General features: G+C 57.0%; 9 protein-coding genes and 1 pseudogene. 8 read left to right on the top strand and 2 right to left on the bottom strand.

Translation table 11 applies throughout. The features are described from left to right. Nucleotides 1-507 precede the first annotated feature (507 nt). The 4 genes and pseudogenes from OSC10802_RS0113900 (at nucleotide 508) to OSC10802_RS40100 (ending at nucleotide 10,788) form a co-directional block, all read left to right on the top strand. Nucleotides 508-3,789 (top strand): two-partner secretion domain-containing protein, encoded by a 3,282-nt coding sequence (locus tag OSC10802_RS0113900; protein ID WP_155967722.1) that lies wholly within the window; start codon nucleotides 508-510, stop codon nucleotides 3,787-3,789. Nucleotides 3,790-4,084: 295 nt separating this feature from the next. Further along, nucleotides 4,085-4,534: pseudogene (locus tag OSC10802_RS40105) on the top strand (filamentous hemagglutinin N-terminal domain-containing protein); the annotation flags it as partial. A gap of 290 nt (nucleotides 4,535-4,824) precedes the next feature. Beyond that, on the top strand, nucleotides 4,825-8,085 hold the full coding sequence (locus OSC10802_RS0113890) for a two-partner secretion domain-containing protein (RefSeq protein WP_017717371.1): 3,261 nt from the start codon (nucleotides 4,825-4,827) through the stop codon (nucleotides 8,083-8,085). A 240-nt stretch (nucleotides 8,086-8,325) separates the two neighbouring features. Further along, nucleotides 8,326-10,788, top strand: coding sequence for a two-partner secretion domain-containing protein (locus OSC10802_RS40100; RefSeq protein ID WP_017717370.1), 2,463 nt, complete (start codon nucleotides 8,326-8,328; stop codon nucleotides 10,786-10,788). Between the two features lie 261 nt (nucleotides 10,789-11,049). On the opposite strand, the gene OSC10802_RS0113880 is transcribed toward OSC10802_RS40100, so the two are convergent. Continuing rightward, nucleotides 11,050-11,706, bottom strand: a complete 657-nt coding sequence (locus OSC10802_RS0113880) for a tudor domain-containing protein (RefSeq protein WP_017717369.1) — start codon at nucleotides 11,704-11,706, stop codon at nucleotides 11,050-11,052. Nucleotides 11,707-11,927: 221 nt separating this feature from the next. Beyond that, nucleotides 11,928-13,688: a serine/threonine protein kinase gene (locus tag OSC10802_RS0113875; protein WP_017717368.1), complete on the bottom strand. Its 1,761-nt coding sequence runs from the start codon at nucleotides 13,686-13,688 to the stop codon at nucleotides 11,928-11,930. A 440-nt stretch (nucleotides 13,689-14,128) separates the two neighbouring features. Here OSC10802_RS0113875 and OSC10802_RS0113870 point away from each other — a divergent pair, with 440 nt between their 5' ends. From OSC10802_RS0113870 to OSC10802_RS0113850, 4 genes are all read left to right on the top strand, one after another. Continuing rightward, nucleotides 14,129-15,559, top strand: coding sequence for a form I ribulose bisphosphate carboxylase large subunit (locus tag OSC10802_RS0113870; RefSeq protein WP_017717367.1), 1,431 nt, complete (start codon nucleotides 14,129-14,131; stop codon nucleotides 15,557-15,559). A gap of 306 nt (nucleotides 15,560-15,865) precedes the next feature. After that, the gene (gene rcbX / locus OSC10802_RS0113860) at nucleotides 15,866-16,276 is read left to right on the top strand and encodes a RuBisCO chaperone RbcX (protein WP_017717366.1); all 411 of its coding nucleotides are present in this window, start codon (nucleotides 15,866-15,868) and stop codon (nucleotides 16,274-16,276) included. Nucleotides 16,277-16,396: 120 nt separating this feature from the next. Next, nucleotides 16,397-16,729, top strand: coding sequence for a ribulose bisphosphate carboxylase small subunit (locus OSC10802_RS0113855; protein ID WP_017717365.1), 333 nt, complete (start codon nucleotides 16,397-16,399; stop codon nucleotides 16,727-16,729). A 166-nt stretch (nucleotides 16,730-16,895) separates the two neighbouring features. Further along, nucleotides 16,896-17,771 carry a ParB/RepB/Spo0J family partition protein gene (locus OSC10802_RS0113850; protein ID WP_017717364.1) on the top strand — a complete coding sequence of 292 codons (876 nt, stop codon included), beginning with the start codon at nucleotides 16,896-16,898 and terminating at the stop codon, nucleotides 17,769-17,771. Nucleotides 17,772-17,774: the final 3 nt, after the last annotated feature.

Genomic DNA, 17,774 nt, shown 5'->3' with positions numbered 1-17,774 from the left:
AACTGTACGGTGGAATGAGCATTTCAGGCTGCAAAAAGGCAAAATTATCTCCTTTTAACTATTTTTGGCCACACGGTGCCCCTGAGAATACCAAATTGGCATTATTTTATCAAAGTGCCTCAAACGGCGCAAGTCCGTCCGCTAACTGATAATTTCTCCTATTATTCACAAATCTTAACGATATTTTTGGGAACAATTCTTAACCTTAAGTTTTAATCTTCAAATCAAATCGGGGAATAAGATAAGGTGGGCTTATGAATCTGGCCAGACCGGCAGCAGGGGAGCGGGGGGGCTTTCGGCGGGGAAAAAAGCGTTTCTTGTGTCTTCCTCCTTCCTTTTTGCAGCGGATTGCGCTAGCAAGAGATATAAAGTAAAATAGAAAAAAAACTTGCCGGCTGCCGAAAGTTAGCGGGCGGGTTGGGTGCGGAAGTAGAGCCGCTGGCAGCACCGGCTGGCAAGAAAGCCGGCAGCCCCACCCCCCAAGACAGCCCAATCCAAAAAACATCAATGACACTCGATATTCGCAACTTATGGATTTTTGGCAGTCTGGCAATAGCGTCCCTGGTTACTAGCAGCCCGAGTTGGGCGCAAATCGCTCCCGACGCCACACTGCCGGTGAGCTCTGCGGTAACGCCACAGGGCCATACCCTCAACATCACCGGCGGCACCCGTGCCGGGGGCAACCTTTTCCACAGCTTCCGGGAATTCTCACTGCCGGCAGGCACCACAGCCCATTTCAACAATTCCCTAAATATTCAAAACATCATCAGCCGGGTGACAGGAGGGACAATATCCAACATAGACGGCACAATCAAAGCTAACGGCACCGCTAACTTATTCCTGCTCAATCCCAGCGGCATCGTTTTTGGCCCCAACGCCACCTTAAATATCGGCGGCTCATTTCTAGCGAGTACCGCCAGCAGTATTAAATTTGCGGACGGGATAGAATTCAGCGCCACAAACCCGGCAGCGCCGCCCTTGCTGACAGTTAACGTGCCGGTTGGCTTGCAGCTGGGGCAGAATCCGGGAAAAATTGTCGTGCGGGGTGCCGGTCACAATGTTACCATTGACCTAGATAACTTTCAGATAGAGGTAGCCGACTTGTATATTTTGCGAGACCGGCCCCCCGGGCTGCAAGTCAGTGCCGGCAAAACCCTAGCCCTAGTTGGGGGAGAAATTGCCCTCAATGGCGGCAATTTGACCGCCCCAGACGGACGCATAGAACTGGGCAGTTTGGCGGCGGGAGAAGTCAGTATTGCGACCGATACGTCGGTGCTGGCGCTGCAGTATCCCGTCGGGCAAACGTTTTCCGACACCCGCCTCACCAGCGCAGCTTCTGCCAGTACCAGCGGGGAAGGCGGCGGCAGCATTCAAGTGCGATCTCGCCAACTTTCCCTCAGAGATGGGAGCGGGATTTTCGGTTTGACCTTCGGGGGGAAAGCCGGTGGCAATATTGACATCCGCACCGCAGATTCTGTAGAAATGGGTGGCTCTAGCCCCGCAGGACTTTACACCCTCATCGTCACAGAAGCCTATCCGGGATCCACAGGAAAAGCCGGCAACATTACAGTGGAAACCGGCAGATTGCTCCTCCAGCAGGGAGCCCTGATTTCCTCTTCTACCTTTGGTGCCGGTGACGGCGGATCTGTAACGGTGCGCGCCTCCCTATCCGCAGAACTTTCAGGAGTGGACGCCAGTGGACTGGGCAGCTTCCTGACAGCATCCACTCCCGCCGGCTCCCGAGGAAATGCCGGCAACCTCACCATTGAAACCGGCACGCTAACCGTCAGGGATGGAGCTTTGATTAGCTCCGCTACGGGCGGTGCCGGTCAAGGTGGAGTCCTGACTGTGCGGGCGACAGAATTCGTGGAATTGAGCGGTGCCGATGGCAGCGGCACCGGCAGCCGGTTGCAGACACAAGCTCGTCCCGGATCGACAGGAAATGCCGGCAATTTGACGGTAGAAACCGGACGGCTAATTCTGCAGGATGGGGGGCTGGTATCCGCCGGCAGTGCCGGTACCGGTTCCGCCGGCACCCTGACAGTAAAAGCCCGGGATTTTATACAGCTCACCGGCACCTCCCGAAACGGAAAAACTCCCAGCACTATCTCCACTTCTGTTGAATCCGCCGCTGCCAGTAGCGGTGGCGATATCACCCTTGAAACGAGCCGGTTAATCCTGCGCGGCGGGCTGATCTCCACCAGCACCACAGGCGCAGCACATGCCGGCAACTTGACCGTAAATTCTGCCGGTTCTGTAGAGCTTACCGGCACGGGAAGATTTGTCGAAGGTTTTGCGCAGCTAGCCGATTTCACCACCGGTCTGTCTGACTTGCGCAACGGCTTGTATGCCATGAGCTTCGGTTCCGGAGATGCGGGAAACATCACAATTAACACCTCCCGATTCACCGTCGAAAATGGAGCGTTTGCCGTCACATCCACCACAGGAGCCGGTCTGGGCGGAGCTTTAACAGTAAATGCCAAAGAGTCCGCACATTTAGATAACTCCGGCTTGATCACCGGCAACAGGCCGGCAAGCACAGGAGTGGCAGGCAACCTGACAATTAACACGCGGAATTTGAGACTGCAGAATTCCGCCGTAGCGCTCACCAGCACCGCCGGTGCGGGAGCCAGCGGCACCCTAACTGTAAACGCCACCGACTCAATAGAATTGATCGGCGGCGACATCTTTTATATCCTGGGCATCCCCCTCAACACAAGCTTAACCACTACCACAATCAGTCCAGCAAATGCGGGAGATATCAAGATTAATACCGGCAGGCTGGCAGTCAGCGAGGGAGCGAGAGTCTCAGCCAGCACCTACAGTTCCGGGCGCAGCGGAACTGTACATCTGACAGCAACCGATTCAGTCACAGTAACAGGAACCTCCGCCGACCCCAGATTTCCCAGCTTCATCCGCACCAACTCCTCAGGCAGCGGAGATGCCGGCGACATCAACATTGCCACACCCAGGCTTATTGTGGGGAATGGAGCTCGCATCGCCGTAGACAGTTTTGCCGGTGGGAAAGCCGGCAACTTGGAAATTGCCGCCCCCTCAGTGCGGCTATTCAACTTTGGAACACTCAGCGCCCAAACCGCCGCCGGCGATCGCGGCAACATCACCCTCACCACCGGCGACATCCAGCTGCGCCAGAACAGCGCCATCACCACCAGCGCCACCGGCACCGCCACCGGCGGCAATATCGCCATCACCGCAGACACCATAACCGCCTTAGAAAATAGCGACATCACCGCCAACGCCCAACAGGGTTCCGGAGGGCAAGTCAGCATCAGCGCCAAAGGCATCTTCGGCACCGAATACCGCCAAATGGAATCCCCACTCACCTCCGACATCACCGCCAGTTCCCTCCTCGGCGCTTCCTTCAGCGGCGTCGTGCGAATCAGCGCCCCTGACGCAAACCCCGCCGTTGGGCTAGTCCAGCTGCACCCAGAACTCCTCAATGCCAGCAACCTGATAGACACCGGCTGCGCCGCTTTCCGCAACAGCAGCTTCACCGTCACCGGCAGGGGCGGCATCCCCCCCAGCCCCAGCGAACCCCTCGCCGGCGAAACCGTTCTCATCGATTTTGGCTCCCCCCCCCTTCCCAGCCAACCTTCCGAGCCGCAAACCCTCCCCAAATCCCCCAATCCCGCCTCCCCATCCCCCCTCGTAGAAGCCCGAGGCTGGATTATCAGCCCCCAAGGCACCGTCACCCTCACCGCCAACCCCCCTAATGGCACCCCCCACGGAACTTTCCAGCCCCTCACCCCCTGCCCGCAAAGCCGGTAGCCTCCATTACCACATTTTCTGTTTTTTGTCAAGCTCCAAAAATATTGCAGATTGCCAACAGGATACAAACTGCCGGAGGCCCCTTGCCCATTGCAGATTGCCAACAGTATCTAAATTGCAGTTGAGCCCCACATCGGGTAGAATGGCCACAGGCACTTGGCGAAGTGCAGTCAGGCGTTTAATGTGCGAAAGTTCCCATTTGCCCCACCCCGGAAAATAAACCCTAGCAAAAACAGCAATGAAACAGGGGATTCACATCTGCATATTCGGCAGTCTGGCAATCGGGTGCCTGTGGATGAGCCGCCCGATTTCGGCGCAAATTGTGTCCGACGCCACACTGCCGGTGAATTCTGTCGTGACGCCACAAGGAAATACGCTCAACATTGCCGGCGGCACCAGTGCCGGTGCCAATCTCTTTGACAGCTTCAGGGAATTCTCTCTCCCCACCGGCACGGCAGCCCACTTCAATAATAACATAGATATTCAGAACCTCATCACCCGGGTGACAGGGGGTGGAATCTCCAACCTAGATGGCAGAATTAAAGCCAATAGCACTGCCAACTTATTCCTGCTCAACCCCAGCAGAATAATTTTTGGCCCCAACGCTTCCCTCAATATTGGCGGCTCGTTTATGGGCACAACAGCCAGCAGCCTTAAATTTGCGGACGGGACGGAATTCAGCGCCACAAATCCAGCAGCGCCACCCTTGCTGACAGTTAACGTGCCGGTGGGTTTGCAGTTGGGGCATCACCACCAACCCCCCCACCGCTACCCCCCACGGGACTTGGCAGGTGCCGGCAAACTGCCCCGCCATCCGCTAGTCTCCCTTACCACACTCTCGCTTTTTTGTCAACCCAAAGGCAGCAGATTGCAGATTGCCAACAGTATATAAGCCGCGCTGCGCGATCATGCCCTTTGGGCACAGATAGAATTGCAAAATTAGCCGGCAGCAAGCTAAAAGTAAGAAGGCGGGTGAGGTGAACAAAAAAGCCGGCACCCTCAATCCCCCAAGACAGCCCAATCCAACAAACATCAATGAAACAAGGTATTCGCCACTTCTGGATTTTCGGCAGTCTGGCAACAGCGTCCCTAATGACTAGCAGCCCGAGTTGGGGGCAAATCGCTCCCGACGCCACCCTGCCGGTAAACTCTATCGTCACCCCACAAGGAAATACGCTCAACATCACCGGCGGCACCAGTGCCGGTGCGAATCTCTTTCACAGCTTCCGGGAATTTTCTCTCCCTGCAGGCAGCACAGCTCACTTCAATAATAGCACCGATATTCAGAACATCATCACGCGAGTTACAGGAAGCTCAATCTCCAACATAGACGGCGCAATTAAGGCAAATGGCACCGCCAACTTATTCCTGATTAACCCCACCGGCATCGTTTTTGGCCCCAACGCCTCCCTGAATATTGGCGGCTCATTTCTTGCCAGCACCGCCAGCAGCCTTAAATTTGCGGACGGCAGTGAATTTAGCGCCACAAACCCAAAAGCGCCGCCTTTGCTAACAGTTAGCGTGCCGGTTGGCTTGCAATTCGGGCAGGAACCGGGTAAAATAGAAATAGCCGGCACCGGCAACAATCTCAAATCCGATCCGGAAACCTTTGCCACCCTCAAAGACGACCGCCCCCCCGGACTTCAGGTCGCCGGCAAAACCATCGCCCTTGTTGGGGGGGACCTCACACTTGCCGGTGGGAACTTGACCGCACAAGGCGGGCGAATTGAACTGGGAAGTGTGGGGGCGGGAAGCACCGTCACCCTAACTCCAGCAAAAAATGGCTGGAGTTTAGGATATTCTAGCGCGCAGAACTTCCAAAACATCCAGCTGGCAGCAGCAGCTTCCCTGGACACCAGCGGCGACAGCGGCGGGAAGATCCAAGTAACCGGCAGTCAAATCTCCCTGAACGACGGCAGTGTTATGATGGCAACAACAGCCGGCTCAAAATCTGGCGAGTCCCTGACACTGCACGCCACAGACTCCGTGCGGCTGAGCGGTATAAATGCCTTTGGCTATCCCAGCTCCTTACTGACGGAAGTCACGAAAGGAGCCACCGGCAATGGCGGAACCCTCACCATAGACACGGGCCGGTTAATTATGGAAAATGGAGCAGTGATCTCATCAGCAACCTTTGGCGCAGGCAGTAGTGGTTCAGTGACAGTCAGGGCAAAAGAGTCCGTAGAAATGAGAGGGATTAGCCCCCAAGGCTTGCCCAATTTCTTGCTGAGCGAAGCCAACGAGGGTTCCACCGGCAACGCCAGCAGCATTACCATAGAAACAGGCAGGTTAATCATGCAAGACGGCGCGTTTATATCTGCTTCAGCATGGGGGGAGGGCAGTGGGGGTTTCCTGACAGTGCGGGCGTCTGAATCAGTAGAATTGAGCGGTGCGGCTGGGGGAATTTCGGGGAGCACCCTGCAAACTCAAGCGGTTCAGGGTTCCGCAGGAAATGCCGGCAATTTGACCGTGGAAACGGGGCGGTTGAGCCTGCGGGATGGGGGGCTGATCTCCGCCGGCAGTGCCGGTGCCGGCGCTGCAGGCACCCTCACCATAAAAGCCAGGGATTCAGTGGAAATCACCGGCACCTCCCCAGACGGCAAAACTCCCAGCACCATCTCCACCACAGTCCAGTCAGCAGCAACCGGTGCCGGTGGCAATATTACCATTGAAACAGGCCGGTTAATCCTGCGCGGCGGGCTAATCTCCACCAGCACCACAGGCGCAGCACATGCCGGCAACTTGACAGTAAACGCCACAGATTCTGTAGAGATCGCCGGCACGGGAAGATTTGTCGAAGGGTTTACCCAGCTCGCTGATTTCACCACAGGTCTGTCTGACTTGCGCAACGGCTTGTATGCCATGAGCTTCGGTTCCGGCGATGCCGGGGACATCACAATTAACACCTCCCGATTCACCGCCGGAAATGGAGCATTCGCCGTCACATCCACCACAGGTGCCGGTCTGGGGGGAGCTTTAACAGTAAACGCCAAAGATTCAGTAGAATTAGATAGCGCCGGCTTGCTCACCGGCAACAGACCTGGAAGCACAGGAGTGGCAGGCAACCTGACGGTTAACACCCGGAATTTGAGAATGCAGAATTCCGCCGTAGCGCTCACCAGCACCGCCGGTGCGGGAGCCAGCGGCACCCTGACTGTAAACGCCACCGACTCAGTAGAACTGACCGGAGGCGACATCTTTTATATCCTGGGCATCTCCCTGAACACAAGTTTAACCACTACCACGATCAGTCCGGCAAATGCGGGAGATATAATGATTAACACCGGCAGGCTAAATCTCCGCGAGGGAGCGAGAGTCTCAGCCAGCACCTTTGGCTCCGGAAGGGGCGGAACTATACAGGTCACAGCAGGCGATTCAGTAACAGTAACAGGAACGTCAGCTGACGCCCGATTTCCCAGCTTAATCCGCACAAACTCCGCAGGCAGCGGAGATGCCGGCGACATCAACATTGCCACACCCAGGCTTGTTGTGGGGAATGGAGCTCGCGTCGCCGTAGACAGTTTTGCCGGTGGGAAAGCCGGCAACCTGGAAATTGCCGCCCCCTCAGTGCGGCTGCTCAACCGGGGAACACTCAGCGCCCAAACCGCCGCCGGCGATCGCGGCAACATCACCCTCACCACCGGCGACATCCAGCTGCGCGGTGGTAGCGCCATCACCACCAGCGCCACCGGCACCGCCACCGGCGGCAATATTGCCATCACCGCCGACACCATAACCGCCCTAGAAAATAGCGACATCACCGCCAACGCCCAAAAAGGCTCCGGAGGGCAAGTCACCATCAGCGCCAAAGGCATCTTCGGCACCGAATACCGCCCCCTCGAATCCCCACTCACCTCCGACATCACCGCCAGTTCCGAGCTCGGCGCTTCCTTCAGCGGCGTCGTGCGAATCAGCACCCCAGACGTTAACCCCGCCTTTGGGCTTGTGCAATTGCAGTCAGAATTCCTGGAGAGCGCCCGCTTGATCGACACCACCTGCGCCGCCTACCGCAACAGCAGCTTCACCGTCACCGGCAGGGGCGGCATCCCCCCCAGCCCCAGCGAACCCCTCGCCGGCGGCACCCCACTCATCGATTTGGGTTCCACTCCCCTTCCCCGCCCACTTCCCCCACCGCCAACCATCCCCAAATCCCCTAATCCCGGCTCCTCACCCCCCCTCGTAGAAGCCCGAGGCTGGACAATCAGCCCCCAAGGCACCGTCACCCTCACCGCCAACCCAAGAGCCGGCACTCCCGCCCCCTGGCAGCCGCCCTCAGCTTGCCCCCAGAGCCAGTAGCCTTCCTTACCACACTTTTGCTTTTTTGTCAACCCATTGTTTAAATTGCAGATTGCCAACAGTATATAAACCTTTGGGGCGGGTGAGCCCGCTGGAACAGCTGCTGCATGGAACCCTTTCCCCGCCCCCACTCACAGAGATCGGCTAGAATTGGAAAATTGGCAAGCAGCAAAGCAAGGCGTTTAAGCTAGAGAACGAGCCAGCAGCCCCCACTCTCGCCAGCACAATCCAAAAACAGCAATGAAACAGGGTATTCCCATCTGGATATTCGGCAGTCTGGCAATCGCGTGCCTGGAGACAAGCCGCCCGATTTCGGCACAAATTGTTCCCGACGCAACAATGCCGGTGAACTCTACCGTCACGCCACAAGGAAATACTGTCACAATCACCGGCGGCACGAATGCCGGTGCGAATCTCTTCCACAGCTTTAGGGAATTTTCTCTGCCGGCTGGCAGCACCGCCCACTTCAACAATTCCCCCGATATTCAAAATATTATCACGCGAGTCACAGGGGGGTCAATATCTAACATAGACGGCAGAATAAAAGCCAATGGCTCCGCCAACTTATTCCTGCTCAACCCCAGCGGAATTATTTTTGGTCCCAACGCATCACTCAATATTGGCGGCTCATTTTTAGCGAGTACCGCCAGCAGCATTAAATTTGCGGACGGCAACCAATTCAGCGCCACAAACCCAACCGCGCCACCGCTACTGACAGTCAATGTGCCGGTAGGTTTGCAGTTGGGGCAGAATCCGGGAGAGATTGTCGTGCGGGGTGCCGGTAACAATATGAGTCTTGACCCCGAGACTTATGCTATAATTCGGGATAACAGATCGGCGGGACTGCAAGTGAGTGCCGGCAAAACTTTATCCCTACTGGGAGGCAATATCTCCCTAGTCGGGGGAAATATCACAGCAGAAGGAGGGCGCATCGAACTGGGAAGTGCGGGCGCGGGAAGTTATGTCAGTCTCATTCCAAACAGTGCCGGTTGGGCGCTGGAGTATTCAGGAGTGCAAAACTTCCAAGATATTCAACTCTCGCAAGCTGCTTCTGCTGATGCCAGTGGCCGTGGGGGTGGCAATATTCAGGTCGCCGCGCGGCAGCTGTTGCTCAGCGACGGTTCCGCAATTTTCGCCCTCACCCAAGGAGCAGAACCCGGAGGGACCCTCAGCGTGCGGGCGTCCGAATCGGTAGACTTGAGGGGAGCCTCACCCGACACTCAGGTCAGCAGCACCCTAACGGCTAATACTTACTCCACCGGCAGCGCGGGCAATTTAACCGTGGAAACCCGACGCTTGACCCTCCAAGATGGCGCAGGGATTAGCGCTTCCACCACCGGTGCGGGGGATGGGGGTTCTGTAACACTTAAAGCCAGCGAATCAGTAGAACTCACCGGCACAAATGCCGGCAGCCGGCTCCCGGCACGCTTGAGTGCGGTAACATTCTCAACCGGCAGAGCGGGCAACCTGACCGTTGAAACAGCGCGCTTAACCGTCCGCGATGGCGCAGGAATCAGCGCTTCCACCTTCGGCGCGGGGGATGGGGGATCTGTGAGTGTCCGCGCAGCAGAATCGGTAGAGGCTGCCGGCACTTCCCCTGACGGAGAGACTCCCAGCGGTTTTGCCGCTCAAGCGGAACAGGGCTCAACCGGACGTGCGGGCAATTTAACCATTGAAACCGCACGCTTAAGTCTCCGCAATGGCGCAGCTGCCGGCACTGCCACCTTCGGTGCCGGAGATGGGGGATCTCTGACAGTTATCGCCACCGAGTCCGCAGAACTCGCCGGCACCGCCACTGCCGGCGATCTCAGCAGCGGCCTGTACGCTGCCGGCGGGCTGAATTCCACCGGAAACGGCGGCAGTTTGACCCTGGAAACAGCGCGGTTGACAGTTCGCGATGGGGCGAGAGTCAGTGTCCGCAGTCGCGGCACTGGGACAGCCCGCAACTTAACCGTCAGGGCGAGCACCATCCGCCTCGACACCGAAGCGCTGCTGACTGCAGAAACCTCAGCCGGCGATGGCGGCAACATCACTTTGCACGCTTCTGACATTCAACTTCGCAGGGGCAGCAATATCACCACCAGCGCTCAGGGCACAGCCACCGGCGGCAATATTACTATCACCGCAGACACCCTAGTAGCTTTGGAAAATAGCGACATCTCCGCCAACGCCGAACAGAGTTTTGGCGGGCGAGTCACCGTCAGCGCCACCGGCATTTTCGGCACCAAGTTTCGCGATCGCCCCTCTCCAGATTCTGACATCACCGCTTCTTCCCAGCTTGGCTCGTCTTTCAGCGGCACAGTCACCCTCAACACCCCAGATATCAACCCCGCAGCCGGTTTAGTCGAATTGCAGTCAAATCTGGTTGATGTCTCCCGACTGATTGACTCTAGCTGCCAAACGCACCAGAGTAACAGCTTCACCGTCACCGGCTCTGGCGGCATCCTCCCGGCACCCAGCGATCCCCTCTCCGGCACTGCCCCTGCCATTGAGTGGGCGTCCCCCCAACCAGAAGCGCCGGCACCCCCCACACTCACCCGAGAAATCCCCAAATCCCCCAATCCCGGCTCCCCACCGCCCCTCGCAGAAGCCCAAGGGTGGGTCATCAGCCCGGCAGGCACCGTCACCCTCACCGCCAACCCAAGCACCGGCACCCCCCACCCCCCTTGGCAGCCGCCGGCAAACTGCCCCGCCAGCCGGTAGCCTCCCATTACCACAATTTCGCTTTTTTGTCAAGGACTCGGATAAAATTGCTGATGGCTGTAGGGGCGGGCTCACCCGAAATATTTCTCACACAGCTCACCCTGCCAATAAACCCGCCCCCAACACAGTGCCAGCATCTCGGGTGCGATTGCGGATTGCCAACAGTATGCAAACCGCTCAACTGACCGAGGTGCCGGTGGCTCTGGTGCGATTGCAGATTGCCCCGGAAACAGCCACTCTTTATCAAAGTTTAGGGAAATTTTACGGAAGCTTGGCAATTTGGCTTGCCGGCACAACCGACGGAGTGGTGCCCTTATCCCACTGCACGATATAAGCCTTTCCGCCCTCAATCGTTTCCGTGACCGTGCCGGTGTACATGCGGTCCCCTTCCCAGACGCCTAGAATGAAATCGCCGGCTTTGATAGTGCCGGCTGGTGGGGAAATGGGAATGATATCGGTGGCGCTGAGGGTGGCGGTGTTCCCATCTCCGTAAATAATATCATAACTGTCGCCCTTGACGCTTACGATTCGGGCAAAGTAATAACCGCCCTCACTCCACTTGGCGGCGACTGTATCTCCGGGTTTCAGCAGAGGAATAGGGAATTTGGCAATTTTGTCTGCCGGCACGACTGCCGGTTCGTCGCCGCTATCCCACTGCACGGTGTACGCTTCCCCGCCGTCAAGTTTTTCAATGATAACCCCCGGATACATTTTAGCTCCTTGGCTAGCGGCGATCACGGGATCGCCAATCTTGGTGCTGCCGGCTGGGGCAATGGGAAGGATCTCTTTTGGGCTGAGGGTGCCGGTTTCCCCATCTGCATAAATAACACCGTATTCCTCTCCGCTGCCCCCTACAATCCGGGCTAAGTAATAACCGCCCTCACCCCATTTCGCCGCAACTGTATCTCCTGATTTCATAGCTGCTAGTTCTCGCAAAAACAGTGACGATATATGCTATTTTAACCTAATGAGTTATGAAATGTCAATTCAAGAAACCGGGTTTCTGCGACAACTTTGGCACCTGGCCCGAACCCTTGAATCAGAAACCCGGTTTCTCAGGCTCCTAGAAGAAACCGGGTTTCTGCGACAACTTTGGCAGCTGGCCCGAACCCTTGAATCAGAAACCCGGTTTGTGAAGGTTAGCGGAAACCCAACAAGCGCAAAAAAGGAACGAGGAGGTAGTAGGTGACACCGAGACAGAAGGCGCAGGTGCTGCCCAAGAGAGCAAAAAAGACGACACTCTCTGCCACCTGGATACCGCCGGCAGCTGTGGGGAGAAGGTGGGGGAAAAAGGAGGAGGGGGATGGGGAAAGCAAACCGGCAACTAAGGTGGCGGTTCCGATGGCGGCGAGAGAAGCGTGCAGCAGGACAGGTCCGCGCAATCCCAGACCGAGGGTGAGGGCTGCGATCGCAATGGCAGTAAATGCCATCCAAGCTTCAGTGAGGCTGCCGGCTGCTGCGGCTGCCGGTGCGATCGCCCCCAACGCAAACCACCCCAGCACATAGCCGAAAATTCCCATCAGCCCAGCCGGCCCAAACTGCCGGAACTGGCCAAAACTTCCCGCCTCGGTCAGTCCCAGGGCTGTGCCCAGCCCAGCAAAGGCAAATACAAGAACCGCCCGCTCGACGGTGAGGTGGGTGTCGGGAATTAAGAAGGTTAGCTGGTGGGTGAGGAAGTTGACAAGCTGGGTGCCGGCAGGCACCCTGTACGCTAGCCAGAACCCGATGCCGGCTCCCACACTGCCGCCCAATCCCGCCAGCACCATGCCGAGCAAGGTATCGAATAGCGCTCGCACCGCCCACCAGACTGTGGCAATGATGGCGGCGACTGTGCCGGCAGCGATTTCATAGAAGAAGATGGCGATGGAGGTGAGGGCTTGCCACAGGGGTTTGAAAATGGCCCGCATCACTCCAGAAGCGGCGCTGCCGGTGGCCTTTACCCGGACAGTGACTGGGCGGCGCTGCCGGCTGGCCCGCGACCGCTGGCGCAGGCGTCCAGAAATCTCAGCGGCGCTTGCCGGTCGTTTTTCGGGTGACGGGTGCACCATTTCATCTATAAGAATAGCCAAGACTGGGCTGACGCGGGCGTGATGGTGCCACCGGCACTGTCCAGTCACGGGATCGTCGAGATCGGCGGGGTAGCGCCCGGTGAGCAAGTGAATGCAGGTGCGCCCCAGGGCGTAGAAATCGGCAGCCGGTCCGACAAGAGCGCCGGCAATCTGCTCTGGGGGGCTGTATCCTGGAGAGACCACCCGCGTGGAGCTCCGCTGAGAGTGCTGGAGGGCGGTGGCGATTTGTTTGACTCCGCCAAAGTCAATGACCACTAATTTACTTTCCCCTCCGGGGTGAGGGGGGGTGCGCAGCATGAAGTTCGCCGGTTTGAGGTCGCGGTGGACAATCTTGCGCCGGTGCAGCACTTGGAGAATGTCCGCTGCCTGACACAGCCAGTCGAGGACTAGGGATTCCGGACACCCTTTGGGATAGCGGTCGAGAATGTCTTCCAGAGTCTGGCCATTGATTTTTTCCATCACCAGACAGGGCAGAGTGCGCCGGTGCGGTGCGGGAAGCTGCACCTGAAAATAGCTGCCCGACTCCACCCCCGGCACGCCCGGATGGCGCAGGCTGGCCAAAACGGCGGCTTCTTGCTCAAACAGTCGCAGCGCTTGGGGGGAGGTTTCTACCAGCAATTTTAGCACCCGCTCAGTTTGGGACTTGAGGTCGCAGACTGTGTAGGTGACAGCAAACCCGCCACTGCCCAGTTTTTGCAGGGGAATGTAGCGATTGTTCAATAGCAGGGGTGTCCCGCAACTCTGGCAGAACTTATTGCCCGCAATCTGAGAGGCGGGACGCTGACAGTCGGGATTGATGCAGTGGACGGAAGTCGGAAAAGACTGATTCACAACCGGCTGCAAACGTCAAGGGGGAAACCGAGCGCCACACTAGCGCCACGATCTTATAGATTGTACCGCCAAGGAAGCCGGTATCAGGGGTTAGGGATCAGGGGCTCGGTAGGGGGTTAGGGGGTAGGGGTGAGGGGGTAAGTGAGAATTGACCCCACGCCCCACGCTCGCGTGGCCCAGCGCTCGCGTGGCCCACGCCCCACGCGAGCCCGCCCCATCCCTAACCGGGGCGTCCAAAATCCCCACACCCCAAGCCCGACGCACATTTGAGCGCTCGCTCGCCCTGGCGTAACAAAAAGTTAAGGATTGTGGTGAATGATAAAGAATGGTTATGTTTTACAAAAAGAGATTTGAAGTTTAACTTATGGCATCCCCTGGTATATTTATAAAAGCTTAAGAAAAGCAACCTGCTCATTCCATGATTCCTAGGAAGGGGGATTATGACCTACGCCTCGACTCAGACACAAGCAAAGACTGGCTACAAGGCCGGCGTTAAGGACTACCGGCTGACTTACTACACTCCGGACTACACGCCGAAAGATACCGATATTCTGGCGGCGTTCCGCGTTACGCCCCAGCCTGGCGTTCCTCCGGAAGAAGCCGGCGCTGCTGTGGCTGCTGAGTCATCCACCGGCACCTGGACGACCGTGTGGACAGACCTGCTGACTGACCTGGATCGCTACAAGGGGCGCTGCTACGACATCGAGCCCGTTGCCGGCGAAGATAACCAATTCATCTGCTACGTTGCTTATCCCCTCGACCTGTTTGAAGAAGGCTCTGTGACCAACATGCTGACCTCCATCGTGGGGAACGTGTTTGGTTTCAAAGCCCTGCGGGCTCTGCGTCTCGAAGACCTGCGGATTCCTGTTGCTTACCTGAAGACCTTCCAAGGTCCCCCCCACGGCATCCAAGTAGAGCGCGACAAGCTCAACAAGTATGGCCGCCCCCTGCTGGGCTGCACGATCAAGCCCAAACTGGGCCTGTCTGCGAAGAACTACGGTCGCGCCGTCTATGAGTGCTTGCGCGGCGGTTTGGACTTCACCAAAGACGACGAAAACATCAACTCCCAGCCGTTCCAGCGCTGGCGCGACCGCTTCCTGTTCGTCGCGGACGCCATCAAGAAGGCGCAAGCGGAAACCGGCGAAATCAAGGGCCACTACCTGAACGTCACCGCGCCCACCTGCGAAGAAATGATGAAGCGGGCTGAGTTCGCCAAAGAACTCGAAATGCCCATCATCATGCACGACTACCTCACCGCCGGCTTCACCGCCAACACGACTTTGGCCAAGTGGTGCCGCGATAACGGCCTGCTGCTGCACATCCACCGCGCTATGCACGCTGTGATCGACCGGCAGAAGAACCACGGGATTCACTTCCGCGTATTGGCCAAGACCCTGCGGATGTCCGGTGGCGACCACATCCACACCGGCACCGTGGTGGGCAAGCTGGAAGGCGAGCGCGGCATCACGATGGGCTTTGTGGACCTGCTGCGCGAAAACTATGTCGAGCAAGACAAGTCTCGCGGGATCTACTTCACCCAAGACTGGGCCTCTATGCCTGGCGTGATGGCCGTCGCTTCCGGCGGTATCCACGTGTGGCACATGCCGGCACTGGTGGAAATCTTCGGCGATGACTCCGTGCTGCAATTCGGCGGCGGCACCCTGGGCCACCCCTGGGGCAACGCTCCGGGCGCAACCGCCAACCGCGTGGCGCTGGAAGCCTGCATCCAAGCCCGCAACGAAGGCCGCAACCTGGCCCGCGAAGGCAACGACGTGATCCGCGAAGCCTGCAAGTGGTCGCCTGAACTGGCTGCAGCTTGCGAACTGTGGAAGGAAATCAAGTTCGAGTTCGAGGCGATGGATACCGTCTGATCTTGACTTTGAGCGCGCCCAGTGCTGGGTGCTGAGTGAAAAATCTCGCTCAGAACTCAGGACTGGGGATTCGAGACGGGCGAAAAGCTACAGTCAGGGACAGGACAGGGCTGGCGCTCTGCTGAAAATGGCCATCTTTGGCAAAATCCTGCGGACATGGGTCTGAAGTATCCCGAAAGCTTCTGGGCTGTCGCCTGGAAATGCCAGGGGAAAATAGGTAGAGTGTTGTACCTAGTAAAGGATGTAACAGTCCTTTATGAAGGATTTTGGTAGAAGACAAACACCTATATCAAAACTCACGACAGCATGGACGTAAAACAAATTGCCAAAGAGACCGCCAAGGTGCTGGCGAGTTACCTGACGTATCAAGCGGTGCGAACCGTTATGGCTCAGCTGAGCGAGACGAATCCGCCCTTGGCGATCTGGCTGAATGGTTTTTCTTCCACGGGAAAGATCCAGGACGGAGAGGAGTACCTGCGGGAGCTGCTGCAGGTGGAACAAGACCTGGCCTTCCGGATTATGACCGTGCGGGAGTACCTCGTCGAGGAAGTGGCCAACTCTTTGCCTGATTTGGTTCGCACCGGCATCCGTGAGGCAAATATGGAATATCGCCGGCAGCATCTGGAGCGCATGACGCACGCCAGCTTACCTGACTCTGCTAGCCATCCCGAATTTGAAATTAGCTCTGAGCCTAATTGGGACAATCGCTCCAGTTAGGTGCCAGTGGGCGTTAAGCCGGTGGGGAATGGGTGAGGTCAATGCCCAAATCCCCCAATCGGGGCGTCCCAAATCCGCAAAAATTACCGTAGATTCCAGCAACAGACGAAGGAAGCAACAATGAAAACTCTACCCAAAGAGCGCCGTTACGAAACCCTTTCTTATCTGCCCCCCCTGACGGACTCGCAGATTGCCAAGCAGATCCAGTACGTTTTGGATAAGGGTTATTTTCCTGCGGTGGAGTTTAATGAAAACTCCGATCCGACTCTGTTTTACTGGACGATGTGGAAGCTGCCCCTGTTCAGCGCCCGCAGCCCCCAAGAAGTCCTTAGCGAAGTGCAGCAGTGCCGGTCTGAGTACCCGAATTGCTACATCCGCGTGGTGGCTTTTGACAACGTGAAGCAGTGCCAAGTTCTCAGCTTCATCGTCCACAAGCCAGCCGGTGTCCGTTAGTAGATTTGCAGTAGCACATTTCTGCTGAAATGTCAAGTAGGGCCTATTAAATAGGCCCTATTTTGTTTTTGGGCATGGGGCATGGGGCAAGATTTGTTGATTCCGGGGTTTCATTAGCTTACTCTAGAGGATGAGTGGCAGAAGTTCTTTTTGGGAGTGCCCTAAGTTGAAAACGGTTCTTACGACAGCCGACAAAGAATCCCCTGTTTCCTATCGGCTTCCTATAAGCAAAATTACTGCCCCCCAGTCTCAACTGCGCCGCTATTTTGAGTCCACTGCAATGCAGGCGCTGGTAGAATCCGTGAAGAAAGAAGGCATCCTTCAGCCGATATTAGTCAGACCTGTGGGGGAAAACTACGAGTTAGTGGCTGGACACCGGCGCTTCAAGGCGGCGCAGCTTGCGGATCTGGCGGAAGTGCCGGTGACGGTTCGGGAGATGACCGAACAGCAAGCTGTGCAATATGCCCTGATTGAGAACCTGCAACGGCAGGATTTAAACCCGATTGAGCAGACGGAAGGGATACTGGAGCTGCTGGCCATATCCCTGCGGTGTTCCGCTGCCGGTGCGAAGTCACTTCTGCACCGAATGCAAAACGAAGTGAAAGGAAAAACTCCCCAGAACGTTATGGGTAAGCCGGAAGCTGAAACGGTCAAATGGGTGTTTGAGTCTTTGGGGCTGATGTCCTGGGAGTCATTCGTGACCAACCGGCTCCCGCTGCTCAATCTGCCCTCCGACATTCTGGAAGCTTTGCGCTCTGGACACCTGGAATACACTAAGGCCAAAGAAATAGCCAAAATTAAATCTCAGTCAGAGCGTCAAGTCCTGCTGTCGGAAGCGCTCGCCTTGGAACTATCCTTGGGGGAAATCCGCCAGCGGGTGAAAGCATTGCTGCCCCCGAAAGAGCGCTCTCAACTGCAGGCGCGGCTGGAAGCTACTTACAAAAAAGCCAGCAAGTCAAAGGTGTGGGAAAATTCCGAGAAGTGCCAGCAATTGGAATCTTTGCTCGCACAGATAGACCGGCTGCTTTCTGAGGGAGAGTAAGTC

The organism is Kamptonema formosum PCC 10802 (assembly GCF_000332335.1).
In the GTDB taxonomy this organism is placed as follows: Bacteria; Cyanobacteriota; Cyanobacteriia; order Cyanobacteriales; family Oscillatoriaceae; genus Oscillatoria.
The sequence above is the reverse complement of the archived record's forward strand: the minus strand, read 5'-3'. Positions and strand labels throughout refer to the sequence as shown.

Coding starts and splice junctions, on each gene's coding strand:
- OSC10802_RS0113900 (WP_155967722.1), top strand. CDS start 508: ATGACACTCGATATTCGCAACTTATGGATTTTTGGCAGTCTGGCAATA.
- OSC10802_RS0113855 (WP_017717365.1), top strand. CDS start 16,397: ATGAAAACTCTACCCAAAGAGCGCCGTTACGAAACCCTTTCTTATCTG.
- OSC10802_RS0113870 (WP_017717367.1), top strand. CDS start 14,129: ATGACCTACGCCTCGACTCAGACACAAGCAAAGACTGGCTACAAGGCC.
- OSC10802_RS40100 (WP_017717370.1), top strand. CDS start 8,326: ATGAAACAGGGTATTCCCATCTGGATATTCGGCAGTCTGGCAATCGCG.
- rcbX (WP_017717366.1), top strand. CDS start 15,866: ATGGACGTAAAACAAATTGCCAAAGAGACCGCCAAGGTGCTGGCGAGT.
- OSC10802_RS0113880 (WP_017717369.1), bottom strand. CDS start 11,706: ATGAAATCAGGAGATACAGTTGCGGCGAAATGGGGTGAGGGCGGTTAT.
- OSC10802_RS0113890 (WP_017717371.1), top strand. CDS start 4,825: ATGAAACAAGGTATTCGCCACTTCTGGATTTTCGGCAGTCTGGCAACA.